Origin of the sequence: Picosynechococcus sp. PCC 8807, assembly GCF_001693295.1 — a bacterium.
In the GTDB taxonomy this organism is placed as follows: domain Bacteria; phylum Cyanobacteriota; class Cyanobacteriia; order Cyanobacteriales; family MRBY01; genus MRBY01.
The window spans coordinates 1,628,641-1,655,433 of sequence record NZ_CP016483.1 but is presented as its reverse complement, the minus strand read 5'-3'; the positions used below and the strand labels follow the sequence as shown (position 1 = coordinate 1,655,433).

The following is a 26,793-nucleotide window of genomic DNA, read 5'->3' as shown; positions in this document are numbered from 1 at the left end:
CTAGATATTAAGAAAAGTGTTTACACTCAGGTTATGAAATCCTTCAGAAGGCTATATGCCTATGGAGTATGTGTTATTTTAAGAAACGTTAACCATCTGAAATAGCCTATATTTCACAAGGTTGACCCGCTTACATGATTCTCGGAAACTCCCCTGACCATAGGATTTATACCTATTGGCTTTTGCTCATTTGACAGGGAGAATCCATAACAAGGAAACTAGCGTAAGCCATTTAATATCCAACCCTTGTTCATTCATATAGACAAGAGGAATTAAAAACTATGACTATTGCAGTCGGACGCGCGCCCCAGGAACGAGGCTGGTTTGATGTCCTCGATGACTGGTTGAAGCGAGATCGATTTGTCTTCGTCGGTTGGTCCGGTATCCTCCTGTTCCCCTGCGCCTTCATGGCTCTCGGTGGCTGGTTGACTGGTACCACCTTCGTTACTTCTTGGTACACCCACGGATTAGCATCCTCTTATCTCGAAGGGTGTAACTTCCTGACTGTTGCTGTATCCAGCCCTGCTGACAGCCTCGGTCACTCCCTCCTTTTCCTCTGGGGCCCCGAAGCCAACTGGAACTTTGCCCGTTGGTGCCAACTCGGTGGACTCTGGAGCTTTGTTGCCCTCCACGGTGCTTTTGGTCTGATCGGCTTCATGCTGCGTCAGTTTGAAATTGCCCGTCTGGTGGGTATCCGCCCCTACAATGCGATCGCCTTCTCTGGCCCCATCGCGGTATTCGTCAGTGTATTCCTGATGTACCCCTTGGGTCAGTCTAGCTGGTTCTTTGCCCCCAGCTTTGGTGTCGCTGGTATCTTCCGTTTCATTCTGTTCTTACAAGGTTTCCACAACTGGACGCTCAACCCCTTCCACATGATGGGGGTTGCAGGGATTCTCGGTGGTGCGCTGCTCTGTGCGATCCACGGTGCAACGGTAGAGAACACCCTATTTGAAGACAGTGACCAAGCAAATACCTTCCGCGCTTTTGAGCCGACCCAGGCAGAAGAAACCTACTCGATGGTGACCGCGAACCGTTTCTGGTCTCAGATTTTCGGGATTGCGTTTTCCAACAAGCGTTGGTTGCACTTCTTCATGCTGTTTGTGCCGGTGACTGGGCTATGGATGAGTTCTGTGGGGATTGTGGGTTTAGCATTGAACCTGCGTGCCTATGACTTTGTATCCCAGGAAATCCGCGCGGCGGAAGACCCCGAATTTGAAACGTTCTACACGAAGAACATTCTGTTGAACGAAGGTATGCGTGCATGGATGGCACCGCAAGACCAAATTCACGAACAATTTGTATTCCCTGAGGAGGTATTACCCCGTGGTAACGCTCTCTAATGCGCCCATTTCCGGTGGTCGTGATATCGAATCGACCGGCTTTGCGTGGTGGGCTGGTAATGCCCGCCTGATCAATCTCTCCGGTAAGCTCTTGGGTGCCCACGTTGCCCATGCTGGCCTTATCGTATTCTGGACTGGTGCGATGACTTTGTTTGAAGTCGCTCACTTTGTCGCAGAGAAGCCCATGCACGAGCAGGGTTTCATCCTGATGCCTCACCTCGCAACCCTTGGTTGGGGTGTCGGCCCTGGTGGTGAAGTGATTGATACTTTCCCCTACTTTGTCGTTGGTGTATTACACCTGATCTCTTCTGCGGTTCTCGGTCTGGGTGGTATCTACCATGCTGTCCGTGGCCCTGAAACCCTCGAAGAATATTCCAGCTTCTTTGGTTATGACTGGAAAGACAAGAACCAAATGACCAACATCATTGGTTATCACCTCATCCTCCTGGGTTGTGGTGCGTTGTTGCTTGTCTTTAAAGCGATGTTCTTTGGTGGTGTATACGACACCTGGGCCCCTGGTGGTGGCGACGTACGGATCATCAGTAATCCAACTTTGAACCCGGCAGTAATCTTTGGTTATCTGTTCAAAGCACCCTTCGGTGGCGAAGGCTGGATGATCGGTGTCAACAACATGGAAGATATTATCGGTGGCCACATCTATGTGGGTCTGATTTGTATCTTTGGTGGTATCTGGCACATCCTCACCAAACCTTTCGGTTGGGCCCGTCGTGCGCTCGTTTGGTCTGGTGAAGCTTATCTTTCCTACAGTCTCGGTGCGCTGTCTTTGATGGCCTTCATCGCGACTTGCTTTGTGTGGTTTAACAACACTGCTTACCCCAGTGAATTTTATGGCCCGACTAACGCTGAAGCGTCCCAGTCCCAGGCTTTGATCTTCTTGGCCCGTGACCAATCTATGGGTGCGAACGTTGGTTCTGCCCAAGGTCCCACTGGTCTTGGTAAGTACCTGATGCGTTCTCCTACCGGTGAAATCATTCTCGGTGGTGAAACCATGCGCTTCTGGGATTTCCGTGGTCCTTGGCTGGAGCCCCTCCGTGGCCCCAATGGTCTTGACCTCGATAAAATCCGCAATGACATTCAGCCTTGGCAGCTTCGTCGTGCGGCTGAATACATGACCCACGCCCCTAATGCTTCCATTAACTCTGTTGGTGGGATTATTACGGAGCCTAACTCCTTCAACTTTGTGAACCTTCGTCAGTGGTTGGCTGGTTCTCACTTTGTTCTTTCCTTCTTCTTCCTCGTTGGTCACCTGTGGCATGCTGGTCGTGCACGGGCGGCTGAGGCTGGTTTCGAGAAAGGTATTGACCGTGAGACTGAGCCTGTACTGAACATGAACGAGCTCGACTAAGAATTTGTTGAGACTTCAGTTCAGTCACTGAATTTCACTAATGAAAACTCCTGCCCTAGGGTAGGAGTTTTTTGCTTGGGGCGTACCAGCTTTAGAAGAATCAATACGAGCGGAACATGGCTTGGGTGCCTTGTTCGAGGGCATCAGCTAACTGGGCGGTGTCTTTAAATTTTTGGGTTGCTAAAGTTACACCGGGTAGTTTGAGATCTGCAAGACTTTCATTGACTAGGCGGAGGTCTTTGATGATGTGTTTGACCATAAAGCCCGGTCGAAAATCCCTGGCGGTAATTTTGTGACCGAGGTTGGCGATCGCCCAGGAACCAGCCGCCCCAGTCTGGCAAACTTCGATCATTAAATCTGGGTCAAGGCCTTGGGATTGAGCCAACTGAATCGCTTCACAGAGGGCCACCATGTGGATTGCACAGAGGACTTGGTTGCACATTTTCACAGCCTGGCCACTACCTATCTCCCCGCAGTAGTAAATATTTTTTCCCATGGCTTCCAGGCATGGTTTGACCTCGTCAAAATCCGGGCGATCGCCCCCGACCATAATCGTCAAGGTGCCATTTTCTGCGCCAACATCGCCGCCACTGATGGGGGCATCGAGGAATCGGAGATTTTTTGTTTTGAGGGTTTTGGCAATTTCTTGGGCTGCCGGTTTTCCAATGGTGCTGAAATCAATGATTAGGGCATTGGGTTTTGCGTCGTGGATTACCCCTTCTTCTCCTAGGAGAACCGATTTCACGTCGGGGACATCGCTCACACAACTAAAAATGTAATCTGCATCATCTACCGCAGTGGCGATCGCCGGCGCAACAGACAAACCTGTAGCGGCGACCCTAGCTAAGTGGGGACTGGCAGCGGAACGGTTCCACACAGTGACTTGATAACCTTTTTTCTGGAGGTTGAGGCTCATCGGTGCCCCCATGACCCCCATACCGAGAAATGCAATTTTTTTCGTCATCGTTTAAGTATCAATGATGATCAAGATCGCCTCTAGGTTACTCCGGGAACAACTGAATTTCCGGAGACTCTAGATCATCTGTGCCTTGTTTTAAGGGATCTGTCTCTGGAAAAATATCTGCCTCTGGTACTGCGGCACTGGACTCAATCCCTTCCTCAGACGAACCTTCAGCCGTTTCCGAGGGAGAAGCCGCTTCTGGTTCTAGTGTTGATTCGGGAGCGGTTGATTGTGGGGTTTCAATCTCTGGAGTATCTGGAGGGACTGCTTCAATTTCGGGCGCGGGAGCAGGTTGTTCAACCTCTAGCACTGACTCAGATTGATTCGGGCTTGCCTCCTCGACAACCGCAGCGGGTTCTTCTTCCTCATTTGGCATTGCTTCAGGGAGATCAGGAGAAGGGCTGGATTCTGCTTCTGGTGCTACCTCTTCTTCTAAGGTTGGCAAGGTTTCTTCTGGAGCAGGGGTCATTTCTGTTTCTGCTGGTGGCGTCGCTTCATCAACTTCCGGAACAACAGTTGGTGCTGGCTCTAATGTTTCTTCTGGGGCAGCCGTTTCGACTTCGGGCGCAAGAGGTTTGGTGGTGACGAGGCGTTTCGCGGTTCTGAGGGAGAGTTTGTTTTGGACGAGCTTGGCAAGGGTGTCGTTGAGCTTCGGATCGTAGTTAATAACGCGGACAGGGCTATTGTAGGTATTTTCTAGCAGTTCCCCTTGGTCATCGATAAATTCTAGCTTGAGCCAGTTTTCGCCTTTCTTGAAGCCTTCGAGGTAAATGGGATGCCAGTCATCGAGAATAAAGCTCTCACCATTGATGGTGATCCGGATACGCCAGTCATTCACATCATCACTATTGTCGGCCTGGGCAATGAAGTGCAGCGGGGCATTGGTCAGATAAAAATCCAACATGATCGGCTCGGCACCGTAGGTTCCCTGGGGGCGACTATAGGTGAGGAGGGGCTGTTGGAAATCAGGAATATTGTTATTACTTTTGGTGAAAATATTAAAAGTGGTTTCGGCGTAGGCTCCTTCGTTTTTAAAGCTTTCGTGCCAAGGACGGGAAGCAAAGGCGCGGATCAGGTGGCTACCGGGACTGAGGTTTTCGAGGGTGACGGGTTTGCTGATGTCGTAGACGGCAATGTAGGGCTGGTCATCGACAAAGAGGTGAATGTGCGGCCCCATGCCTAGTTCTTCGTCTTTGAAAATGGGTAGGTCATTGACCTGGAGTTGGACGTCGATGGTGGTGCTGTTAAAGGTTTCGTCGGGACGGGGACTGAGAATTTTGACCTGGGGTTGGTACTGGTCTAATTCTTGGCGCAGTTCGGTAATGAGGCTGGGCGTCGCCACTTCTGTGAGGGCTTGGGTGGTGACGGGCGTCGGTTCGCGATTGAGATCACTGGCGAGGCGGGCATCGAGGCGATCGCCACAACTCCACAGGCCCAATGCCAAAATAACGAGGAGAATAATCCGCTTAAACATTTCCCACAGTCCTTGATAAGCCACGCTTTTTATCTTCTCACTGACCTGACAAACCGCCAACATCCAATCAGAAGAATGGCTTTACCAGCGAATTTTGTAGAGATGGAACAGTTCGCCCGATTGTTCTTTGACGATTTTTGCGCCGGATTTTTTGATCAGGGCTTGCCAGTCGCTTAGGTCTTCGAGGAATACTTCCGCGCCCAGGTAGGTTTCGAGGATTGACCAGTCTTCGGCCATGTCTTGGCTTGGGTCAATCACATCAAAGACAAAAAAGCCTCCTGGTTTGAGGACGCGCCGGACTTGTTCTAACACGGTTTCCCAATATTCCAAGGGATAGTAACAGCTAAATCCGGTGGCGATCGCCAAATCGAAAAAACTGTCCTGGTAGCTTTCGAGGTGATGGGCGGGTTTGTTCGAGATGCCTTTAAACAGTTTGGAATTGAGTTGGGGGGCGCGGGATTGGAGGATTTCTGTGGCAACTTTGCTGATGTCTTGGCCATAAAAATAGGCATTCCAGTCGCGCCAAGGGTAGATCAAAAAGCTGATCCCGCAACCGAGATCGAGGCAAGCTTGGTTTTTTTCGGTTGGGCCAGTTCCCAAAACTTCGAGGTAACGCGGTTCTGGAGTTTGCCGGATTGCCAGTCGAGGAAAATGGGTAGGGCTTGCACTTCGTCGGGGAGATCGGGCTTTTGGTTTTGATATTCTGCGTCGAAACGTTTGGCGATCGCCTCCGTGAGGGTAAACCAATTTAATTCGCGGTTGTCGGTGGGTAACTGGGAAAACATGGGCCGCCCCGAAGTTTAGAAAATTCAAACCATTCCATTGTACAAGTCTCAATCTACAGGGAATCCGTCATCGCAAGTTGGGGGATAAAGTCAGTTTCAACAAGGCGGAGATTAAGGCTGAGTTGTAGTTGCTGGCAGAGGGTATTGATCATGTTTTGGATGTCATCGGCCACAAACGTAAGACCGGGGATTAGAGGCTCGCCAAAAACTTTTTCATATAGTTCTGGATCGGAATTTAGACGAATCGAACCGTGCTGCAAAATTGCCCCTTGGCGACGCAATTGCGCTGATCCAATCAGTTTATAACCAGATTCCGTTACCAAATCTGCCTTGGTATGGGTGCGAAAACAGCTATCAAAATGCCCGTAATTTCGTTGCTGGTGGCCATAACTTAAAGGAATTCCCAATTCCCCAAACCCAGCGATGAGAAATTGGCAGAGGGTTTCGTAGTTTGTTTGGCGATCGCCTTTTAACCCAGACGTAATAATCGCGTAGGTGAGGTCTCCCTGATGAAGCACTGCTCGTCCACCGCTCGGACGCCGCACCAGATCAATTTTTTTGTCTTGGTAGGTCAAATTTTCCCAAAAATCAGGATATTTGCGCTGGTGGTAGCCCAGGGAAATCGCCACAGGTTCCCAGGTATAAAATCGCAGTACGGAGGGGATTTTGCCCTGGAGATGCTGATCCAAAAGCCAGGCATCGATCGCCATTTGGGTTTCCCCAGACGCTTCGATGGGCGGAATATAGTGCCAGACTCCAGCCATTACAAAAGATTTTTCGGGAGATAGCCGAGGATTTTTTTAATGTCCTGGGTGCGGTGCTTATCCACAATCAAAGTCACATCCCCCTGGCGCACCACCACCACATCCGCAACTCCTAGGGTTACTACCGTTTCGTCGGGGTTGTCACTGTAGACAATCGCCCGTTCCGTCTCGAAGGCATGGTGATTCCCCACACAAACATTCGTCACCGCATCGGGGGGCAACAATCTTTCGAGCGATCGCCAATCCCCCAGATCATCCCAACCAAATTCTGCAGGCAATACATAGGCGTGCTCGGTTTTTTCCATTAGAGCGTAGTCGATACTAATTTTCGGCAAGCTATTGTAAGCGTCGATGCCTTGATTTTGAAGCGGTTCTAGGATCTCCGGGGCGTAGCTGGCGAGTTCCTGGAGGACTGTACGGATCGAAAAGAGAAAAATCCCGCTATTCCAGCTAAATTTGCCCGTTTCCAAAAAAGATTTCGCCACAGCCGTACCGGGTTTTTCGTAGAACTGATTCACCTTAAAAATGCCCGTTTCAACCGCTTCCCCCTGCTCGATGTAGCCGTAACCCGTGGCGGGATAGTCCGGTTTGATGCCGATGGTGGCGATCGCCAATTTATCTTTGACAAAATTCGCCGCTTGGTCGAGGGTTGCCCGGAATTTATCTGGGTCGCCAATCCAATGATCCGCCGGGAAAAAGGCCACCACCGTATCCTCTGGGTAGTATTGCGCCAGCTCTAAACAAGTCCAGGCGATCGCCGCGGCCGTATCCCGTCGTTCTGGTTCTACCAAAATATTACGCTGGGGCAGTTGGGGTAGTTGTTCCCGCACCAGATCCGCAATTTGCGCCGCCGTAATCACCCAGAGATCTGTCCAATTGTCCTGGGAAACTAAACGATTTGCCGTCGCCTGAAGCAAACTCACCCCAGACCCATCGAGGCTGAGGAACTGTTTCGGGCGGTCTTGACGACTGAGGGGCCAAAAACGTTCGCCCTTGCCACCAGCCAAAATTACGGGGATGAAAGTCATAGGTTGGGAGTGCTTAATTACGGTAGGCCTTCGCCGAAGCGCGAATCCAGGTTACAGCAGCAATGGTAAAGGGGATCAAGAAAAATAAAAAGCCAAACCAGAGGGAATTTGCCCGCACAAAGGGCTGGCTAATCATTAGGGCAATGATGAGGCCACAGTACACCAGCCCCGCCACGGGTAAGCCCAAAACCAGCAAAATAAATTTTGTATCCCGATCCATCCTGCCAAATTCCCTTGGTAAATACCGTTGCCGTTGATTCTAGCTATGGATCCGGGGTTCCGGGTGGAGGGTCGAGAGAATTTCACTTTCGGCGATCGCCAATTCCTCAAGCCGCTGATTGACTATACCTTGCTCGTAATAAGTCGTTGCCAATACCCAATAAGCCCCGTAATGCCGCGCTTCCGAGGCCATTAACCCCCGATAAAATTTTGCCAAATCCGGCTCCGGGCAATGTTCTCCCAAAAGTCCTAAACGTTCGTGGGATCGGGCTTCGATTAACGCCGAAATTAACAAAGAATCCAACAGCCGTTCCGGTTCCTGGGGCCGGATCAATTTGCGCAACTGGCCGCCATAGGGGGGCGCATTCAACGGCGCGAGGGGAATATTTTTCCGTTCTAGCCACTGGTTCACCAGCTCGAAATGCTCTAATTCTTCCTTGGCGATCGCCGTTAATGCTTTCACCAGTTCCACCGCCGAGGGATACCGGAACATCATATTGAGGGCGACCCCTGCCGCTTTCCGTTCACAGTGGGAGTGATCCAGCAAAATCGTATCCAAATTAGCGAGGGCGAGTTCGATCCATTCCGGGCGGGTCGGCTCCTGAAGAAACTTGATCCGGGGTAAAGTCGCAGCAGTCATAGATTTGGGGAGATGGCGGACAACTCAACAGTATATAGTTTCCCCAAGCCCGATGCAGAATAGCCGCTATCGAAAGCAAGTTTCCTGCGAGAACGGCCACAACTCTTTATAATTTTTGGAGCAAAATTTACCGTAGCAAAGGCGATCGCCCATGAATTTTAATGTCAGAAAAAACAAGTTGACTTGGTACATTACTGCCCAGATTGGGGTTTTGATGTTTCCCTTTGGCCTCTGTCTCCTGGGGGAATCGATCACCCGTCGCATTAATGGTGAACCCTGGTTTTGGTGGGGGACGGTGAGCCTAATTGTCGTCAATGCTGGCCTGGGGCTGATGATCGAAAGTGGCCTGATTGGTGGCTTTCCCCGCAATAACAGCGACGACAAAGCAGAATCTTAGACTTTTTTTACCATGACTTTTATTCCCCCAAAGAAACATACTGCGGCAATTAACGGCCTCCCCTTGAGCTATTACGAATGGCATCCGGGTGGTGAACCAGTGTTATTACTCCATGGTCTCGCGGATCATGGTTTGGTGTGGGCCAGCTTGGGGGAAAGTCTAGGGGAAAAATACCATGTGGTTGCCCTGGATCTGCGGGGTCATGGGGACAGTGGCAAACCGGAAACGGGTTATACTTTCGCCGATTACAACGCTGATCTAGACGGCATTTGTCAGCATTTCGGCTGGTCAAAGGTGAATCTCCTTGGCCACAGTTGGGGAGCAAAGATTGCTACTGTTTGGGCAACCCAAAATCCTGAGAAAGTGAAAAGCTTGATTCTCGCTGATCCGTTTTTTATGGGACAACTGCCCCTATGGTGGCGCTATACCTTCCCCATTGGCTACCGGGTGCTGCCTTTTTTAAAACTGTTGGGTCAGTTCGAGAGCTATCACCAGGCCGAGGCGATCGCCAAAAAACTGAAGCAATATCGCGGCTGGAACGAGTGGCAACAGGCGATTTGTCGGGAAAGCTTTCTGGAAAATCCCGACGGCACCTGGACAAGCAAATTCGTGAAACGCGCCTGTGACGAAATTTTCCTCGATATTCTCCGGGTCAATGGCCTCACACAACCCCTAGGGATGCCGAGCCTGTTTGTGCGGCCAGAGGGAGGGTTAAATCGCCTCGAATTTCAGCTCAAGCCCTACCGTCAATATTTAACGAATCTCCAATGGCAAAAAGTCCCCGGCAACCACTGGGCCCACATGGTCGAACCGGAACCTTTTAATCAGGCGATCGCCAATTTTCTCACTAGAAGTTTATAAATATCTCACACCACACCATCGTGATCTTTTCAACGATGAAAATATGATGTGTCATTAATTTTGGGAGTCAATATCCAATCCAAAAGGCGATCGCTCCCTAATCATGGCAGGGGTTCACCAGCGTCAACCCCGACTAACAGGAGCAACTAACTTTCCTTGTATGCCTCCATCCCCTCACAGGAACACACCAAATTTCTGTCCCCATAGGCATTATCAATCCGGCCCACCGTCGCCCAGAACTTATGCTGTTTCAGCCAAGGGGCAGGATAGGCCGCCACCTCACGGGAATAGGGATGATGCCACTCGCCACAGATGATGGATTCTGCGGTGTGAGGCGCATTTTTCACCGGATTATCTTCCTTAGAAATTTTGCCCGCTTCAATCAGGCGAATTTCCTCCCGAATCGCAATCATCGCCTCACAGAAACGGTCTAACTCCTCTAAAGATTCACTTTCAGTGGGTTCGATCATCATCGTCCCCGCCACGGGCCAAGAGATTGTCGGCGCATGGAAACCATAATCCATCAAACGTTTTGCCACATCCTCCACCGTAATGTCTGCCGATTTCCGCAGATCCCGCAGGTCGATAATGCATTCATGGGCCACGCAACCATTGGTTCCTTTAAACAACACCGGATAATGGTCATCCAAGCGTTTAGCGATGTAGTTGGCACTGAGGATTGCCGCTTTTGTCGCTTTCGTTAAACCCGCTGTTCCCATCATCGCGATGTACATCCAAGAGATCGGCAGAATACTCGCACTCCCAAAAGGAGCTGCCGAAATTAAGCCAATATTGTCGGTATTCCCGTCTAAATTGGTCTTGGGCAGATAGGGGACGAGGTGGGCGGCGACACCAATCGGGCCAACCCCAGGCCCCCCGCCACCGTGGGGAATACAGAAGGTTTTATGTAAATTCAGGTGACAAACATCTGCACCGAAATCCCCCGGTCGACAAATGCCCACCATCGCATTCATGTTTGCGCCATCGAGATAAACCTGGCCGCCGTTGTCATGGATCACTTGGCAGATGTCTTTGATACCCACCTCAAAAACCCCGTGGGTCGAGGGATAGGTGACCATTAACGCGGCGAGATTCTCTTTGTATTTTTCGGCTTTAGCTTTGAGATCCTCTAGTTCAATATCCCCTTGGCTACTGCAACATTTAATCGGGATCACCTTAAAACCACACATCACTGCACTGGCTGGGTTTGTGCCGTGGGCGGATTCGGGAATCAGACAAATATTCCGCTGGCGATCGCCGTTTTTGATGTGGTACTGACGAATCACCTGTAACCCCGCATATTCCCCCTGCGATCCGGCATTGGGTTGGAGAGAAACTCCGGCAAAACCCGTAATTTCAGCGAGCCAATGTTCTAACTGGTCGCACATCTGCTGGTAGCCCTTGGTTTGGCTGCGGGGCGCAAAGGGATGCATCTTGCCAAAACTCGCCCAAGTGACCGGCATCATTTCCGCTGTGGCATTGAGTTTCATCGTGCAGGAACCCAACGGAATCATCGAGGTGGTCAGCGATAAATCTTTGCTCTGGAGGTGGTGAATATAGCGTAGCAACTCCGTTTCGGAACGATAGCGATTAAATACGGGATCCGTTAAAAAGTCACTGGTACGGCGGAGCGTTTCAGGGAAGTTCGGCGTAAAATTCTGGGCGAGCTGGGCGTAGGTAAAGGGAATTTCCGCATGATTAAAAATTGCCCAAATGGTTTCAATCTCGCTGGCGACCGTGGTTTCATCGCAACTGATGCCGATATTACCGTCCGCAAAGTAGCGGAAATTATAGCCCTGTGCCTCGGCGCGTTGGCGAATGGCTTGCGCTTGCTCTGCCGTGGTTTGAACTTTAATGGTGTCAAAAACGGGTTCGCGATTCACCGCAAAACTGAGTTTATCCAAGCCTGTCGCCAGAATTTGCGTGTGTTGCTGCACTTGGGTGGCGATCGCCTTCAACCCAGCCGCCCCGTGGTAGACCCCATACATCGAAGCCATCACTGCCAGCAGCACCTGGGCCGTACAAATATTACTGGTCGCCTTGTCCCGTCGGATGTGCTGTTCACGGGTTTGCAATGCTAGCCGTAAAGCGGGTTGACCCTGACTATCCTTTGAGACGCCGACGATGCGCCCCGGAATTTGCCGTTGATATTTTTCTTTCGTCGCAAAATAAGCCGCGTGAGGCCCACCATAACCGAGGGGAACCCCAAACCGTTGACTGGTTCCCACCGCAATATCTGCGCCCATTTCCCCCGGCGGCGTAAGTAAACATAAACTCAATAAATCCGCTGCCACCGTGGCGATCGCCTTTTGGTCGTGAGCTTTTTGAATAAACGCCCGATAATCAAAAATTGTCCCATCCGTCGCCGGATATTGCAGCAACACTCCAAACACAGCATCAGTCATCTCAAAGGTGCGATGATCACCAACGATCACCTGAATGTCTAAGGGAATCGCCCGTGTCCGCACCACCTCAATCGTTTGCGGATGGCACAATTCCGACACAAAAAACGTATTCGCCTGCTTCTTCTTACAGAGTCCATAGCTCATCGCCATCGCCTCCGCCGCCGCTGTCCCCTCATCCAACAACGACGCATTGGCAATCTCCAGCCCCGTCAACTCGATCACCATCGTCTGGAAATTTAACAACGCTTCTAGACGACCTTGGGCAATTTCCGCTTGATAGGGTGTATAAGCCGTGTACCAACCCGGATTTTCTAAAATGTTGCGCTGAATCACGGGCGGGGTCACACAGTCGTAATAGCCCATCCCAATAAAATTTTTGTAAACCTGATTTTGGTTGGCGATCGCCGCCAGGGTGTGTAAAGCCTCTTGTTCCCCCTTCGCGGCGGGTAAATTCATTGCTAATTTTTGGCGAATCTTGGCGGGAACCGCTTGATCAATCAAGGTCTCCAACGCGTCATACCCTAAAAATGCCAGCATTTTTGCCATTGCCCCATCACTAAGACCAATGTGACGGCGAGCAAAAGAATGATCCTCAGAAGCATGAGAAAGCGGCGGCAACTGTTGCAAATTAACCATGAAATCACCAGAAAAAAGCAGGCTTAAGCACTTATCATAATAGGGAAAAATTACCCCCCACGGGCTGCTGATGTGGTTCTCCAACCTAAGATTTCCCATCACAACATCCCCCAACCCCAGCGTAAGGTCGCCCACCCCATGTCCCTAATGTCTCTCCGGGCGGGACTGTGGGCCCTAGGCCATACCCTTTTCCCTCAACGCTCATCCGATGGAGGTTCTACACTTTGTGGCGACCATTTTAGTCATTGAAGATGAACTCAGTGTTTTAAATATTTTGCGGGACATTCTAACCGCCGAAGGGTTTGCTGTAATCACAGCGACCGATGGGCAAATCGGCTTAGAAATGGCCTATGCGCAGCTCCCCGATCTCATTATTTGCGACGTAAATTTACCGCGATTAGACGGGTACGGTGTTCTCAAAGCACTCCATAGCAACCCAACCACCACCACTATTCCATTTATTTTTCTGTCAGCCCGCGCTTCCCGTTCCGCCCAACGCCAAGGGATGGATCTAGGGGCAGATGACTACATTCCCAAGCCCTTTACCCGTCAGGAACTGCTCAATGCGATCCGGGGACGCCTCAGTCGCCGTCAGGGTCTCGCCCAACATTCAGCGCAACAGTTAGAGCAACTGCGGCGCAATTTAACCATGGCCCTCCCCCATGAGCTGCGCACTCCCCTCCAAGGCATCATGACCTCAGCGGAGTTGCTGGGGGAATGTTGGGAAACCCTAGACCGCCAAGAAATCAGAGAAATTAGTGAGAGCATTCGTATTTCAGCCAGTCGCCTCCATAATTTAATCCAAAAGTTCTTGCTATACACCAAGCTTGATTTAGCCACCCACGATCCCGATGATTTTCACCTCTGGTATAGCCCTGTCACTGAGAAAAGTGACACGATCATCACTACTTTGGCCCGACAAATTGCCAAACAATACCAGCGACCAGAGGACTTGAAGCTGGAGTTATGTGCGGCGAAGGTTGCAATCTCAGAGAAGTGGCTTGTTACCCTGGTGCAGGAAATTGTCGATAATGCGTTTAAATTTTCGGAGCACACTTCCCAAACCAAGAAACGCATTCTGCTGAAAAGTCGGATCAATGGCAATGTATGGCAGTTAGCGATCAAAGACCATGGTCGTGGCATGAGCCCAGAGCAGATTCGGGCCTTGGGGGCCTATATGCAGTTTGACCGTCAACAGTATGAACAGCAGGGGTCTGGTCTCGGATTGGCGATCGCCGAACGGATCGCAAAAATTTATAATGGGACGGTGACGATTAAGAGTACTGTAGGGACAGGAACCACGGTGATTGTCACATTTCCGACTGCGACTTCGGAACAAATTCCGACAGAAAACCGCCTCAGTTAGTGCCCGCTGTTATTTTTTCTCCATGAGTCAATTACACAATGCCTTTACCCTGTTTGTCAGCCTGTTGGTGGAGGCGATGCCCTTTCTGCTACTGGGGGTAATCCTTTCGAGTGTGCTGTTGGTGTGTGTAGATGAACGCCAACTGATCCAGCGTTTACCGAAAAATCCAGTTTTAGGGGCTTTTATGGGCAGTTGCATCGGGTTTTTGTTTCCGGTGTGTGAATGCGGCAATGTGCCCGTGGCCCGTCGCTTTATGCTCCAGGGAATCCCCACTTCCGTGGCGGTAGGTTTTTTGTTGTCGGCCCCCACGCTAAATCCGGTGGTAATTTGGTCGACTTGGATCGCCTTTCGGGGCCAACCGGAAATCGTCCTCTATCGGGTGCTGGGTTCCTTGGCGATCGCCACCATCGTCGGGACAGTGTTTAGCGTCGAATCAGACCCCAAAAAGCTGCTCCAACCGAAACTGGCCCAACGCTTAAAATTTGTCCAGCAGGTCAACGAAAACCAGGCCCAGGCAGCGAACACCAGTCCTCTGCTCCAATCGGGGACATTTTTCCTCGGTGCCCAGCAGACAGTCCCCCTCGAAACAGTGGCGACCCAAATGCCAGCACCAGCGACGACCCAAGACCGGAGCTTTAAAACCCTCTTTGGGGCCTTGATTAACAATATTTCTGTGGAATTGCGAGAACTGGGGGCGGTATTGATTTTCGGCAGTGCGATCGCCGCGTTGATCCAAGTCTTTGTGCCCAGGGAAGTGGTCTTGAGCCTCGGCCAAGGGACGATTACCTCCATTGTGGCGATGATGCTCTTGGCGGCGATTGTTTCCATTTGCTCCACGGTGGATTCTTTCTTTGCCCTATCCTTCGCCTCCACCTTTACGACGGGTTCTCTGCTGGCCTTTTTAATTTTTGGGCCGATGATCGATATCAAAGCAGTTGGCCTGATGCTCTCAATTTTTAAACCTCGCTTTATCCTGTATTTTTTCCTCTTGGCGGGTCAACTCACCTTTCTCTTTGCCCTCGGCTATAGCTATTTCCTTTAGGGGGCCAGGGAATTTTGCCGGGGAGGCACGTTTCAGTTTTCCAGAAGTCCGCCGCAACGTACAATAAAAACCGTCTTCACAGTTTGAGTTCTATGCAGTACCACGCACAAGTTTATGTTACTCTCCGTCCCTCTGTTCTTGATCCGGCTGGTGCCGCTGTCGAATCAGGTCTAAGTCAATTGGGCCATGGGGGCATCTCTGGGGTACGCATTGGGAAGTATATCGAATTAAATCTTGCCGCCGCTGACGAAGCAGAAGCCAAGGCGAAAGTGGATCAAATGTGCGATCAACTGCTTACCAACCCAGTCATTGAAAATTATCGCTTCGACCTCACCCCCCTGAAATAACGATAAATTTCCGCCCGATCTTCCCTTGCAATCCTTCAATTAATTGGTAACGACACGATGAAATTTGGTGTAATTGTTTTCCCTGGCTCAAACTGTGACCGTGACATGACAATGGTGACGGAAGGGATTTTTGGGCAGCCGACACGGATGGTCTGGCACCAGGAAACAGATATTACGGACATCGATGTGATTGCGGTGCCTGGGGGCTTTAGCTACGGGGATTATCTCCGCTGTGGGGCGATCGCCCGCTTTTCTCCGGTGATGCAGAGCGTCATCGATCACGCCAACCAAGGAAAATACGTGTTGGGGGTTTGTAATGGCTTTCAGGTGTTGACGGAAGTGGGTCTGCTGCCTGGGGCTTTGGTGCGTAACCGAGATCTGCACTTCATTTGCGATCGCCAATATCTCCGGGTTGAAAACAATGATCGGGTCTGGACAAGGGGTTACCGCCAAAACCAGGTGATCAATATTCCCATCGCCCACGGAGAAGGACGCTACCATGCCGACCCCGAAACCCTCAAGGCGATCGAAGATAAAGGTCAAGTTCTCTTCCGTTACTGCGACGCCCAAGGCAATGTAAATGAGGCTGCCAATCCCAACGGTTCTCTCAATAACATCGCTGGCATTACCAACCAAGCTGGCAATGTTTTGGGGATGATGCCCCACCCAGAACGGGCCGCCGATGGCAGCCTCGGTTTAGTAGACGGGAAAGGTTTATTTGAAGGGCTCTTAAACCTTGTTGCCGGATAGCTTGAAGATTAGGCGAAAGCAGCAAAAAAACGCTCTAGACGACCATTAAGGTGCTTAACGAGATCTAACTGCCCAATCCCAAAAATTAAGATGGCGTCGGTTGAGACTCCAGGTAGCGTAGAAATTCTAGCAACTCATCATCGGATAACAATTGGCGCGATCGCTTGCCATAGGTTTCTAGCAAATAAGTGCGGCCCTGCTCACTAGACCAGCGCAAACGTTTGAGCTCCACATCGGTGCGGGCAATAATCTCAGAAAAATCTAACGCATCTGTCGAGCTGCCTGCTGACCCTAAATCTAAGCTCGTATCGGGTGTCGCTTGGGGCTGCTCTAGGGGAATTTGGGGAGTCTGGTCTACGACCTGAGCCGGAGATGGCAAGGGCAAATCATTTTGATGGCTCGGTATTGAGACTGGATTTGTCGGGGTTGCAACCGTTGGTGTGAAGGTAGCCATGACAGGTGCTGGTTTTGCAGAGACGACCGGAGCTGCTGGAGGAGATTGAACGGGCATGGTCTGCTTCGTGGGGGCTGGTGCCGGAATTGCCCCAGATCCCAAAAGATTTAACGCCCGGATTCTTGCTTGATCCTCCGCCTGTTCCACAGAGGGGGCTGCCGCCAAACCACTGGCGAGTTTTTTCCCTTCCAATTCCACCACAACCCGCACAATAAACTGGCCATGTTCAATGGCTGCCAGTTCACTGATTAAGCCCCCGTAGGGATAACGCTGCCGAAAAATCTCTGGTGTCATGGAACGTAATAGGAAAAATTTGACTCAATTTATTAGTTGAGTGCAATTGTACCCTTATTCTTCCTAATTCAGGGCAATTTGCTGGTGAATTCCCCGGAGGCCATGGAGAGAATTCCCTTGACAGGGTACAATATCGAAAAAGCATTGTGACAAGATAGTCAACACATACGTCTAGTGGCTTGGTCATTTAGATTTTGCCCTTGTCCCAGCCGCGATTGTATCGGACGATCCTCCTTTAATCACATTGCTTGTTTTTCCGTCGGGTTTGCTTAGCCACAGGCAGTCCCTGCTCTTTTCCTGAAACACGTCTTTTTGGGTCAGTTTCAGAACCAAGTCCCCGCCATAGCCGTTTCCTAAACGTAATGACCTCTAGAAGGGTTGGTGTGGGAGCTCCCCTGTTCGATGTTTGCTCAAGTTTTTCGACTGTGTACTTGCGAACTTGTCATTTCCTGAGGTGTTATCGGCCTCGCCCCCATTAGGCTTTGTTTCTTTTGTGAAACGGGCCATCCTTTCGGAAAGGGCATTGTTTTGATCAGTCAACCTTGGGGTTCCTGGGGAATTTGTGGCGTTTCCCATCAGAAATACAGGTCTGTTGACTGTCTAGGTTTAATGATAGCGACAAACAACGGGCTGATACTGCTTTTCTGGTGGACTGTTGTCGTTTCACTTTACTTTCTAACGAAAAGGATAGTTTTGCATGGATTTTTCAATCGCCACACTGCTGTCTTTCTTTACAGATGACAAATTGGTTGCCGGTAAATTCCTCGAAAAGAAATTAGAGTGTCGCTCTGAGGAAGATACAGAACAGCTCCAGATTATTCTTGATGCCCTAGAGCGCTCGAATATTTTGGTGAAGGAACGGGGTAAATACCGCCGGGTGCCGGAAGCGGATGTGGTCGAGGCAAAGCTACGGTGTTCGAGTAAGGGTTTTTGTTTTGCGATCCAGGATTCTGAAGATGCTGATGATATTTATATCCGGGAAAGTTATCTCAGCAATGCTTGGAATGGCGATCGCGTTTTAGTCAAAATCATCAAAGAAGGAACGCGGCGGCGATCGCCAGAGGGAGTAGTCCGTTTAATTTTAGAACGGGCCAATCCTTCCCTCCTAGCGCGGGTGGTCCAAAAAGACGAAGGCTTCCGGGCAGTGCCCCTCGACGATCGCCTCTTGTTTGAACTTGAACTCCAGGACGAAACGGATCGGCTCCAGCAGGCCATTGATCACCTCGTCCATGTTTCGGTGGTGCAATATCCCATCGCCCAGTACCTCCCCCAGGGGTCTGTCACTAAGGTGTTGGGGAGTGATGCCGAGGCCGCCGCTGACACCGATATTGTCTGTTGTAAACATGATTTACTGCGCCAATTTCCCGAGGAGGTTTTGGCTGCCGTTAAGGACATTCCTACAAAACTAACCAAAAAAATGCTCGCCAAGCGGCGGGATTTTCGCGACCAATTAACCATCACCATCGAGGATGAAATTCACCTCACCCCAGAAAACCAAGCTTTCATTGAAAATGCATTTACACTGCAAAAAACCGAAGCTGGACAGTGGCAACTGGGCATCCACTTAGCGGACGTGGCAGAATTCGTTCCGGCCCAGGGTGTTTTGGATCGGTGGGCGAAAAAACACGGCACGGCGGTGTTTCTCGGTCAAATGACCATTCCGCTATTTCCGCCAGAATTTAAGGAGAAAGTAGAGCTTCGTCCTGGGGCAGATCGACTCACCATGTCCATTCTCCTCACCTTTGATGATCAGGGGAACGTGGCAGAATTTGAAATTACCCCCAGTGTGATCCGCGTTGACCAAAGCCTGAGTTACCAAAAGATTCAGCATCTCCTCAGTAGTGGGGAAACCGCAGAGGCTGAACTGGCCGATGTCGCAACCCTGCTGAATGATTTAATTTTTAACCTCAGTCCTTTAGTCAAAGCCCAGCGCCTGCAACGGGGCGGTTTCCAGATTTCTCTACCCGAAGTAACTTCTGCTTTTAAAGATGAAGGGCGTTTCGGAACGATGATTGTTTCACCGAGTTTGCCGGTGCGGTCTCTCTTGGCAGAGGTGATGATCCTGGCGGGTCGAGCCGTAGCCCAACATATGCTGGCCCTAGAACTGCCAGCCATCTATTGCTACCAAGCGAATCCTGATTTTGAGAGCCTCGAAAATCTCATTAAATTGGGCAACAATCTGAACCTCAAGCTTAAGCTCGAATCGGAAGAGGAGCTGTTACCCCACGATTATCAGCACTTTATCCAAGAGTTCAGCCAGACGGATATGACCAAAATCCTGAACTATCTACTTCAGGAAACCCTCGATGTTCCCCGCTATGGTGCCCATCCCCACCCCCATTTTGGCTTGGCTTACCGGGACGGTTATAGTCGTGTCTGTGCGCCGGGGCAACGCTATGGTGACTTGGTGATGCAGCGCATTTTAAAACTCATTTTCTCTGAGGGGCGCGATCGCCGTTCGAGTCGCGTCAAGGTTGGGGTTAACCTCGGCAGCAGTACCTGCCACAATCAAGTCAATTGGAAGGTATTGCCAACGCCAATCCAAACAGAACTGGAAGAAACCATTGCGGGCTTAATTTTGCAACTCAACGATCAAGAAAAGGTGGCCGATGACGCCGAAAAGGATCTCCAGGGACTCCAGAAGGCTGAAAAAATGAAGGCCCACACGGGGCATACCTTTAAGGGATTGATCACCGGGGTGCAGTCCTATGGTTTCTTTGTGGAAATCGAGGATCTGCTCGTGGAAGGTCTTGTCCATGTCAGCTCCCTCAAGGATGACTGGTACGAATATCGCGCCCGACACAGTTGTCTGGTGGGTCGGAAAAATCGTACTGCCTATCGCCTCGGCAATACCGTCGATGTGGAAGTGAAGAGTGTCGATTATTATCGGCAACAGATTGATCTGGCGATCGCCAAAAATACCAATTCAGACCCAGATGGCGCGGCTGCGGAAAATTGGGAAGAAGAATAATCACCCGTCTATGACTCAGCTGATGGAGGAAGCGTTGCATGCTTCCCTCTTTTTTTGTGACGATACGGCCCCCGGTGGCCTAGGCCTAGGGCATCCACTCCAGGAAAAAACCCACCTTACTTTCCTTTGCCGCACTCGAATTATGTTTTTGAATTTCCGTCGCCGCCCGCCAGTGGGATGTGAAGGCATAGCCGGCTCCTAGGGTCGTGATCCCCATTTCCTCTGAGGTCGCTAAGTTAACAAACTGTTGACTCAGGCTAATGGTCGAGGCCCCAGAGCGCGACAAATTAAGCTGCAACTTGGCGCCCACCTCTAGGCCTTCTCGTTCGTAATCTGGGCCAGAAAAGGATTGATAGCCGAGACTAGGGGCAATATTAAAGCGGTTGCCGAGGGGAAGTAAATAATAGTTGGCACGAGCGGCCACCTGAGTGCGATCGCCACTAAACAGGGTATGACCTTCGGCACTGAGGGTCAGCGGAAAATCAGGCTTTACAAAAATATCTTCAACGCCGACACTGATGCCCCCCTGGCGATCATTGCTGGGAAATTGGGCGTACCCAAGCCGCCAGCGGGTCTGAAAACTCGGTTCGTGGCGAATGCTATGGAGCACATCGGGGATCCCTTCTTCGCTCCACCGTTGCAGTACGGGGCTATTGTCAAAGGTTTCTGGGGGCAAATCAAGTTGCTCTGGGGTGAGGGTTTGGGCTAGACCTAGAGGAGCAAAGGCGATCGCCAAACTACTGGCCAGCACAACGTTCTGTAATCCGTTTCTCAAGGTTAATGCTCCCCACCACAACAAATATTTTTCCTATCCTAGACTATCCCGCAAACAGATCGAGGGGGAAATGGCCATAGGTACCAGCGAGTTCCGGTTCAGGGGATTGCAGCGCCACCAAAACGCCCCGATACTGCCCCACATAATCATCGAGGTAATGGCTCATTTTCTGGGTATTAAATTTTAAATACACCGGGCGATCGCCCCATTCGCCTGGATCAATGGCGATCGCCCCATCGTAGCCTAAACCCCGGAGATACTGCTGCACCGTTGTTGTGGCGACGGCAACGTTATCCGCGCAGATGCCAATATTTTCCCAGTCCGCCGCCTGACAAGCCAAACGCAAATTTTGCCGGAGGGTTTCCCGTTCGGCTTCTGATTCTCGGACGGGGGTAGTCACACAGCTTTTTTGCTGCAAAAGGGCGATCGCCGCCGCCAACTCTGGGGAAATACTCATCGCTTACGTCACAAAATAGACTCGATTTAGCCTAGCAGACTCCCTGGGGCTAGATCCATTCCTCATCCTCGTCGAGATCTACCCTAGGGGAGGCTTCCTCTTCGGAAGTGTAGGGGGGCGTCAAAATTCGATAGTCGGCGTCATAGACAGTACCCGTGTCATCCTGGGTCTTGGCAGATTTTGCAGGCGATTTGGGCGTCGGTGGCTTTGGCATTGCCGCCTCTGGGCCGGGACTAGGACGGGGACGCTGGGGTTTGGGTTGGGGGCGAATTTGTGGTTCTTCTTCACCCGTTGGGGGGGGCTGGGGACGGGTCGGCTGTTTGGGGGGTGATTCGATGTCCCAGGTTTCTTCGTCCTGGGTTTCTAGTTCTTTATCGGTCCAATCATAGTTAGCGCGGCTCCGTTCCCAATCTGAACGACCGGTGCGGCGATCGGGCTGGCGGGGAGGGCGTTGTTTCAGGCGTTCGAGGCGAGGATTTGGGCGATCGCCTCGGCTATTGGAACTCGGATTTGTCCCCTTTAAAAAAAGCTGCAAGAGCAAACTCAGAAGCAACCCAAGCAAGACCGCTGCGATAAACCAAATGCTGAGGGGCAACTGCCAAGGAATCGTGCGGTTAAATAAAACGAGACCCAGCGCCTGACTATTTTGCAGTAGCAGAACAGTCCCTCCCCCCAGGAAGAGGAGCAATAGGAATAACAGTGGCGACCTAGACTCCATAAACAAGCAAAAAGGCGATCGCCTAGGGCGTTTCCGGAGCTTCAGTGGGAGACTGGGCCGGATCTGTCGTGCCAGTGCGTGCCAAAGCCTCGTCCACTTGGGCTAAGAGATCCTTGAGCACCTGTTCGTCTGGATATAATTCCACTAACCGTTGCAAATGGGGACGCGCTCCTGCTAAATCCCCCAGGGCTAAACGGGCCTGTACCAAACCTTGCAGCGCATTTGTATTGTCTGGCTCCCGTTCTAAAACCGCCAAAAACCCGGCTTCTTGTTGTTTCAGTTGGGCTTCTTGATCTGCCTGGGGGTTCCGAGCGACTTCATTTGTCGGTTGTCTCACGCTGTCAATGATGCCTCCGATCACTGGCACCATCGCAGTTCCCGCAAAGGAACCCGCACCAATAAATAGGATCACTTTTGTCCAAAATTTCTGTTTCTTTTGTTTGCCTGTGGCAGCTTTATCAGAAAAAAGAGGCATGGGTTGAGGGGGATGACTTAAAAATCCTATCTATTTTAGCCCATGGCCATGGGAGTTCTGGAAAATGGGATTTAATGGGAAAGGCTGCCATTTCCCAATGTTTTTGAACCCTTGATCTATGTCTGCTCCTAAGTCTCCAGCCCCTTTGTTAGCTTACTTCACTGCTTTTTTTTACATCCTGTTTAGCCTGATTCCTGATAGCCACAGCATGATGGTGGCTTGGTCTTGGGTGTTTGTGTGGCAGGTGGGTTTGTTCTGTCCTTTGTTGTGGTTTTTAGTGCAACTGTGGGATAACCGCCGCCTCTATCTATTGGGTAATGGGTTTGATCAGGCTTTAATCGCAATTTTAGTCAGCTTGGGGATTTCCACCCTGGGGGCGGAGTTTCCCCAGCAAGCTCGCTGGCAAGCCTGGGCCTGTTTAGGGTTTATCGCCGCACTCTACCCCATTAGTCGTTGGCTGAATAGTGTGACTGGTCGTTATCGATTATTTTTGGGGCAAGGATATTTAAGTTTGGCCTTCGTTGCTTTTAGTTTGGCGCTGTGGCTGAGTCGGACATTTTTGCCGGAAATTGAGCGGCTCCGGGATTTGGGCGTTGATGGGGCGGTGCAACAGTTTGATTTTTCGTTGCTGGAACTGCGTAACTGGGCTCCCTTGGGTCACCAAAATTATGTGGCCGGTTATCTCATTCTTTGTTTACCGACCCTCCTGGGCTTGGCGATTTTACATCGGGATTGGCGGCGCTGGCTTTGGCTGACGGGGGTGGTGATTGGGGCGGTAGATCTCTATACCACGAGCTCTCGGGGGGGGTGGCTTGGGTTGGCGATCGCCTCGGTGGTGGCCTTCGGGTTTGCTTGGGGGTTTAGTCAGATTCGCAAATTTTATTTACTGCTAGCGGGGATTATTTCCACGGGAGTTTTAGGGATTTTTGTGCTGACCAATAACCGCCTCTACAATCTCGTGGTGCCGATTTTGCAGGGGGAATTTGGGGAATTAAATTACCGTTGGGTCAATGCCCAGGTGGGTGGGGCCATGGGTCTCGACCATTGGTGGACGGGGGGTGGTTTAGGAAATGCGTTCCTGTTGTATCAAAATTACCGCCCAATCACAGCGGGTCGCCTTTCGGAAATCATTTATCAACTCCACAGTACCCCGGTGCAACTCTGGGCAGAAATGGGCATCTGGGGCTTGGGTTTATTCTTTGGTTCGATTGTTTTTCTGGGGGTAATCCTCTGGCGACTGTGGGGCCATGTTAAAGGGATGGCACGGGAAGACCGCATTTTGTTGGGCAGTATTTACACCGGGCTAGTCGGCTATTGGGCCTTGAGTTGGACCGATTACCAACTGGATAATGTGGCCATTAGCGGCATCATTACAATTCTGGTGGCCCTGCTCGCGGCGATCGCCCGTCAAGATCAACCCCAAATATCTCTCCCGTCCCAGCCAAACCCAGAAAAATTTTTAGGGAAACCCCGTCTCGTCGCCCTTGGTCTAGTGGGGGTCTACGGCGCTGTGGCCATCTGGTTAGCACCGATCCAAGCCGCCTGGGAGCGATCCAGCACCGGATTTTTAGCATTGCGTCAGGAAACCCCTGATTATGACCGTTTTGTGGAAAATTTGACCGCCGCCCATGACCTCGCTCCCTGGGAACCTTACTATTCCTATCAGTTGGGTTGGAACCTCGGTGAATTAGCTCTCCAGACCACAGACTTAGAACAACGGCAACGCTATCTCCAGGAGGCGATCCAATGGTTTGACCAGGGCAACCAAGCATCTCCCTACCGGGAATTTGGCCGCAGCAACATGGCCTGGCTCCACATCGCCAACAATGAACCCAATCTAGCAACGGCGGAATTTTACCAATCGGCCCAGCTTGTGCCCGCGAAACGAGGCATTTTCTACGGGTTGGGGTTAAGTTTGTTGGCCCAGGACAAAACAGATCTTGCGGTCGAGGCGATCGCCTTAGAAATTCTCCGGGATCCCCCATTTATCACCAGTCCCATTTGGCGAGGCGGGGGATTGGGGGAGCTTTATCCAGCGGTGGTGGCGCGGGTGATGAGTCACTACGAACAGCTACTGGCGCAATATCCCGATGATCCGTTGTTACATCGCTGTCGAGGTGGCATCGCCTGGTGGATTGGGGATTTTGCCCTGGCCGAAACGGAATTTCGGCAATATTTCGACGCCACGGCCCTCGGTTTACTCCCCGGTCGGGAAGCCCTAGGTCAGGAAACGGCGATCGCCCAATTACAAGCCACCTGGGACAACCCAGAAAAACGCTTAGAACTCCTAGAGGAAGCCTGGGCTAAGGTTTCGCCCCAACAGCCCCTCACCGATCAACAGCGGCAAGAATTTTTAGCCACCATGGCCAATAGTCCAGATTTTGCCACTTGGATTCGCGTTGGTGCCCCAGTCCTCCAGTACCGTCGCCAGCGCAGTGGGTTTAATGTGAACAGTCGCCACATTGACGGGGACAATCCCACGGATTTTTGGACGGTGAGCGAAAACCTCGCAATTAACACCTGGTTCGGCGAATTTTTCCCGTCCGTTGTCTATGAACCTAGGTTTGACTTGCAATTACAACCCCTCAGGGACAGTCTCTATGCTGCCCTCGAAGTCGATATTAACCCCTAAAAATTGAGCCAATTACTCAGGCCAGCGGGTAACGGCAAGAAAATTAACGCCACAAAAACCAGGGTAAACATTCCCAACAGGTCGCGGCGATTGTCCAAATCCGTCACATCGTTAAGGGCGGGCTGGTTCGCGATGGGCATCAACAGGGCGAAAATCGCCAGAAAGAGAAAATTTGGCTGCACAAAGGCGATCGCAATCATACAAATCCTTGTCACCTGGGCAATAATGCTCGCCGTCCGCTGGCCGAAAACGGCGTGGGTCATCAAACCACCATCCAATTGACCGATGGGCAAGAGTTGCAACCCCCCCAACATCAGGGCCACATAACCGGCGATCGCCACCGGGTGTAAATCCAGGGCCATATCCGGGGTGAACTGACTTCCTAGGGCCAAACGGCTCATCAGTCCCAGGAGAAGGGAAAACCGTGGATTAAACTCATTAAAGGCCAACAGTGTTGATTCCTCTGGCAAGGGCACCACTTGGGACAGACCCAGGCCCACCCACAAACAAGGCAGGGTCAGGAGCATCCCCACCCAAGAGCCTGCCACCGCAAAATCAAACAAAGCTTGGCGATGGGGAATGGGGGATTTCCGCTGGGTATAGGCCCCCAGGGTACCGATAAAAAAGGGAATCGGGACGAAATAGGGGAGCGTTGTTTTAATTTTGTAATAGGCCGCCGCACCGTAATGGCCCAGTTCATGGCAACCGAGAATTGCGACTAACAGCAGACCATAGGGTAAGCCCTGCCAAAGCATACTCGGATTCTGTTGGATCACCTCCGGGGCGACCCCCTGCAATTCCAAACCCATGACGGTGGTAGTAAATAAAGTAATTAACACTAAGGCGATCGCCAAATCCGGGCGCGTTAGGGGTTCCTCTTTGGTTTGGGATTGTTGGGCCGCTTTCCAAGGGTTGGGAACAAGGGCAAAAAACGGTTGCCCCCGCAGACTTTCTTGGAAGACCACAATAAAGCGATCGCCAAAGAGCTGTTCGATATTATCCCGAATTGTTTGGTAGGCTTCCTGGGGGACCGCTCGCAACTTGCCTCGACAGAGGATCGCCTGAGGATAGTAGTCAATATTCTGAAGATAATAAACCCCCCAGGGAAAACAATCCCGGAGTGCTTTTTCTTCCTTGGTACTGATCGGGCGGAGCTTAGAGCCTTCCTTTTTCAGGGCAGAAGCTTGGTCTAATTTTTCTAAATCTAAGCTTGGGGTTTGGGGCGCAGCAGGCGGCGGGCTGGGATCAGCAGATTCGTCCGGTTTAGGTTTACCCCAGTCCAACAAACTCCAATACATAAACGGCGAAAGGATCAACAGTGGCAACATCAGCAACAAGGGCATCGGCTGGGTCGCCCCAAAAATTAAAATCCAGACTAGCCAGGCGGAAGCAGGCAACATCATCACCAGCCAGAGTAAGCTTAATGGTGCTTTATTTTCTGGTGGTACAGTGCGGCGGATGAGGGCGTAGGTCAACACCCCCATAACGAAGAAAAGCAGCCAAACTTCCATGAACTTTCAATTGAATCCTTACTAGAAAATGTGTGGCACAAGCAAAATGATTGCCCCTGCTTTGTGGCGATCGCCCCTAGAGAGAAAATTGTCGAAACCTCACCCCAATGCAACAATGGTAGCGA

At 51.1% G+C, this 26,793-nt stretch carries 25 protein-coding genes; 10 read left to right on the top strand and 15 right to left on the bottom strand.

Translation table 11 applies throughout. The features are described from left to right. Window positions 1–281: 281 nt before the first annotated feature. Both psbD and psbC read left to right on the top strand, forming a co-directional pair. Window positions 282–1,340 (top strand): photosystem II D2 protein (photosystem q(a) protein), encoded by a 1,059-nt coding sequence (gene psbD / locus AWQ24_RS07910; RefSeq protein WP_012307174.1) that lies wholly within the window; start codon window positions 282–284, stop codon window positions 1,338–1,340. Beyond that, window positions 1,324–2,706 carry a photosystem II reaction center protein CP43 gene (gene psbC, locus AWQ24_RS07905; protein ID WP_030008145.1) on the top strand — a complete coding sequence of 461 codons (1,383 nt, stop codon included), beginning with the start codon at window positions 1,324–1,326 and terminating at the stop codon, window positions 2,704–2,706. Before psbD ends, psbC begins: the two co-directional genes overlap by 17 nt. 100 nt (window positions 2,707–2,806) lie before the next feature. Here psbC and AWQ24_RS07900 read toward each other — a convergent pair whose 3' ends face one another. The 8 genes from AWQ24_RS07900 to AWQ24_RS07870 are packed head-to-tail and all read right to left on the bottom strand — an operon-like array spanning window position 2,807 to window position 8,577. Continuing rightward, a complete protein-coding gene (locus AWQ24_RS07900) occupies window positions 2,807–3,670 on the bottom strand; it encodes an NAD(P)-dependent oxidoreductase (protein ID WP_065716482.1) in 864 nt (287 codons plus the stop codon). A 37-nt stretch (window positions 3,671–3,707) separates the two neighbouring features. Next, window positions 3,708–5,165 (bottom strand): hypothetical protein, encoded by a 1,458-nt coding sequence (locus AWQ24_RS07895; protein ID WP_232318791.1) that lies wholly within the window; start codon window positions 5,163–5,165, stop codon window positions 3,708–3,710. A 57-nt stretch (window positions 5,166–5,222) separates the two neighbouring features. After that, on the bottom strand, window positions 5,223–5,678 hold the full coding sequence (locus tag AWQ24_RS16545; protein WP_232318790.1) for a methyltransferase domain-containing protein: 456 nt from the start codon (window positions 5,676–5,678) through the stop codon (window positions 5,223–5,225). Further along, window positions 5,675–5,926, bottom strand: coding sequence for a hypothetical protein (locus AWQ24_RS16540; RefSeq protein ID WP_232318789.1), 252 nt, complete (start codon window positions 5,924–5,926; stop codon window positions 5,675–5,677). Before AWQ24_RS16540 ends, AWQ24_RS16545 begins: the two co-directional genes overlap by 4 nt. A 53-nt stretch (window positions 5,927–5,979) precedes the next feature. Then, window positions 5,980–6,690, bottom strand: a complete 711-nt coding sequence (locus tag AWQ24_RS07885) for a biotin/lipoate A/B protein ligase family protein (protein WP_232318788.1) — start codon at window positions 6,688–6,690, stop codon at window positions 5,980–5,982. After that, entirely contained in the window at window positions 6,690–7,718 is a 1,029-nt protein-coding gene (locus AWQ24_RS07880; RefSeq protein WP_065716480.1) for a mannose-1-phosphate guanylyltransferase, read from the bottom strand. The genes AWQ24_RS07885 and AWQ24_RS07880 overlap by 1 nt, the downstream gene beginning before the upstream one ends. A gap of 13 nt (window positions 7,719–7,731) precedes the next feature. Further along, window positions 7,732–7,938 carry a hypothetical protein gene (locus AWQ24_RS07875; RefSeq protein WP_012307167.1) on the bottom strand — a complete coding sequence of 69 codons (207 nt, stop codon included), beginning with the start codon at window positions 7,936–7,938 and terminating at the stop codon, window positions 7,732–7,734. A 39-nt stretch (window positions 7,939–7,977) separates the two neighbouring features. Then, complete coding sequence (locus tag AWQ24_RS07870) at window positions 7,978–8,577, bottom strand: tRNA-(ms[2]io[6]A)-hydroxylase (protein WP_065716479.1); 600 nt, start codon at window positions 8,575–8,577, stop codon at window positions 7,978–7,980. Between the two features lie 151 nt (window positions 8,578–8,728). On the opposite strand from AWQ24_RS07870, the gene AWQ24_RS07865 reads away from it, so the two are divergent. Then, window positions 8,729–8,974, top strand: a complete 246-nt coding sequence (locus tag AWQ24_RS07865) for a hypothetical protein (protein WP_012307165.1) — start codon at window positions 8,729–8,731, stop codon at window positions 8,972–8,974. A gap of 12 nt (window positions 8,975–8,986) precedes the next feature. After that, window positions 8,987–9,835: an alpha/beta fold hydrolase gene (locus AWQ24_RS07860; RefSeq protein WP_065716478.1), complete on the top strand. Its 849-nt coding sequence runs from the start codon at window positions 8,987–8,989 to the stop codon at window positions 9,833–9,835. Between the two features lie 146 nt (window positions 9,836–9,981). Here the strand turns inward: AWQ24_RS07860 and gcvP are convergent, their stop codons facing one another. Beyond that, a complete protein-coding gene (gene gcvP / locus AWQ24_RS07855) occupies window positions 9,982–12,876 on the bottom strand; it encodes an aminomethyl-transferring glycine dehydrogenase (RefSeq protein WP_065717336.1) in 2,895 nt (964 codons plus the stop codon). A gap of 226 nt (window positions 12,877–13,102) precedes the next feature. Here gcvP and AWQ24_RS07850 point away from each other — a divergent pair, with 226 nt between their 5' ends. The 4 genes from AWQ24_RS07850 (at window position 13,103) to purQ (ending at window position 16,381) form a co-directional block, all read left to right on the top strand. Further along, window positions 13,103–14,242 (top strand): response regulator, encoded by a 1,140-nt coding sequence (locus tag AWQ24_RS07850; RefSeq protein WP_157096840.1) that lies wholly within the window; start codon window positions 13,103–13,105, stop codon window positions 14,240–14,242. 22 nt (window positions 14,243–14,264) lie between these two features. Beyond that, window positions 14,265–15,284 (top strand): permease, encoded by a 1,020-nt coding sequence (locus AWQ24_RS07845; protein WP_030008153.1) that lies wholly within the window; start codon window positions 14,265–14,267, stop codon window positions 15,282–15,284. Window positions 15,285–15,376: 92 nt separating this feature from the next. Continuing rightward, complete coding sequence (gene purS, locus AWQ24_RS07840) at window positions 15,377–15,631, top strand: phosphoribosylformylglycinamidine synthase subunit PurS (RefSeq protein WP_065716476.1); 255 nt, start codon at window positions 15,377–15,379, stop codon at window positions 15,629–15,631. Window positions 15,632–15,688: 57 nt separating this feature from the next. Beyond that, a complete protein-coding gene (gene purQ / locus AWQ24_RS07835; protein ID WP_065716475.1) occupies window positions 15,689–16,381 on the top strand; it encodes a phosphoribosylformylglycinamidine synthase subunit PurQ in 693 nt (230 codons plus the stop codon). Between the two features lie 85 nt (window positions 16,382–16,466). Here the strand turns inward: purQ and AWQ24_RS07830 are convergent, their stop codons facing one another. After that, complete coding sequence (locus AWQ24_RS07830; protein WP_065716474.1) at window positions 16,467–17,129, bottom strand: hypothetical protein; 663 nt, start codon at window positions 17,127–17,129, stop codon at window positions 16,467–16,469. 697 nt (window positions 17,130–17,826) lie between these two features. Here AWQ24_RS07830 and AWQ24_RS07825 point away from each other — a divergent pair. Continuing rightward, entirely contained in the window at window positions 17,827–20,100 is a 2,274-nt protein-coding gene (locus AWQ24_RS07825) for a ribonuclease R family protein (RefSeq protein ID WP_065716473.1), read from the top strand. A gap of 85 nt (window positions 20,101–20,185) precedes the next feature. Here AWQ24_RS07825 and AWQ24_RS07820 read toward each other — a convergent pair whose 3' ends face one another. The 4 genes from AWQ24_RS07820 to AWQ24_RS07805 are packed head-to-tail and all read right to left on the bottom strand — an operon-like array spanning window position 20,186 to window position 22,525. Further along, window positions 20,186–20,875, bottom strand: a complete 690-nt coding sequence (locus AWQ24_RS07820; RefSeq protein WP_232318787.1) for a hypothetical protein — start codon at window positions 20,873–20,875, stop codon at window positions 20,186–20,188. Between the two features lie 43 nt (window positions 20,876–20,918). Next, on the bottom strand, window positions 20,919–21,332 hold the full coding sequence (locus AWQ24_RS07815; protein WP_065716471.1) for a DUF1824 family protein: 414 nt from the start codon (window positions 21,330–21,332) through the stop codon (window positions 20,919–20,921). Between the two features lie 49 nt (window positions 21,333–21,381). Beyond that, a complete protein-coding gene (locus AWQ24_RS07810) occupies window positions 21,382–22,050 on the bottom strand; it encodes a hypothetical protein (protein ID WP_012307154.1) in 669 nt (222 codons plus the stop codon). Between the two features lie 22 nt (window positions 22,051–22,072). Next, the gene (locus AWQ24_RS07805; RefSeq protein ID WP_065716470.1) at window positions 22,073–22,525 is read right to left on the bottom strand and encodes a tetratricopeptide repeat protein; all 453 of its coding nucleotides are present in this window, start codon (window positions 22,523–22,525) and stop codon (window positions 22,073–22,075) included. A 118-nt stretch (window positions 22,526–22,643) separates the two neighbouring features. Between AWQ24_RS07805 and AWQ24_RS07800 the strand changes: the two genes are divergently transcribed. Next, the gene (locus AWQ24_RS07800; RefSeq protein ID WP_065716469.1) at window positions 22,644–25,157 is read left to right on the top strand and encodes an O-antigen ligase family protein; all 2,514 of its coding nucleotides are present in this window, start codon (window positions 22,644–22,646) and stop codon (window positions 25,155–25,157) included. Here AWQ24_RS07800 and AWQ24_RS07795 read toward each other — a convergent pair. Continuing rightward, on the bottom strand, window positions 25,154–26,668 hold the full coding sequence (locus tag AWQ24_RS07795) for a site-2 protease family protein (protein ID WP_030008128.1): 1,515 nt from the start codon (window positions 26,666–26,668) through the stop codon (window positions 25,154–25,156). The genes AWQ24_RS07800 and AWQ24_RS07795 overlap by 4 nt on opposite strands. Between the last annotated feature and the right edge of the window lie 125 nt (window positions 26,669–26,793).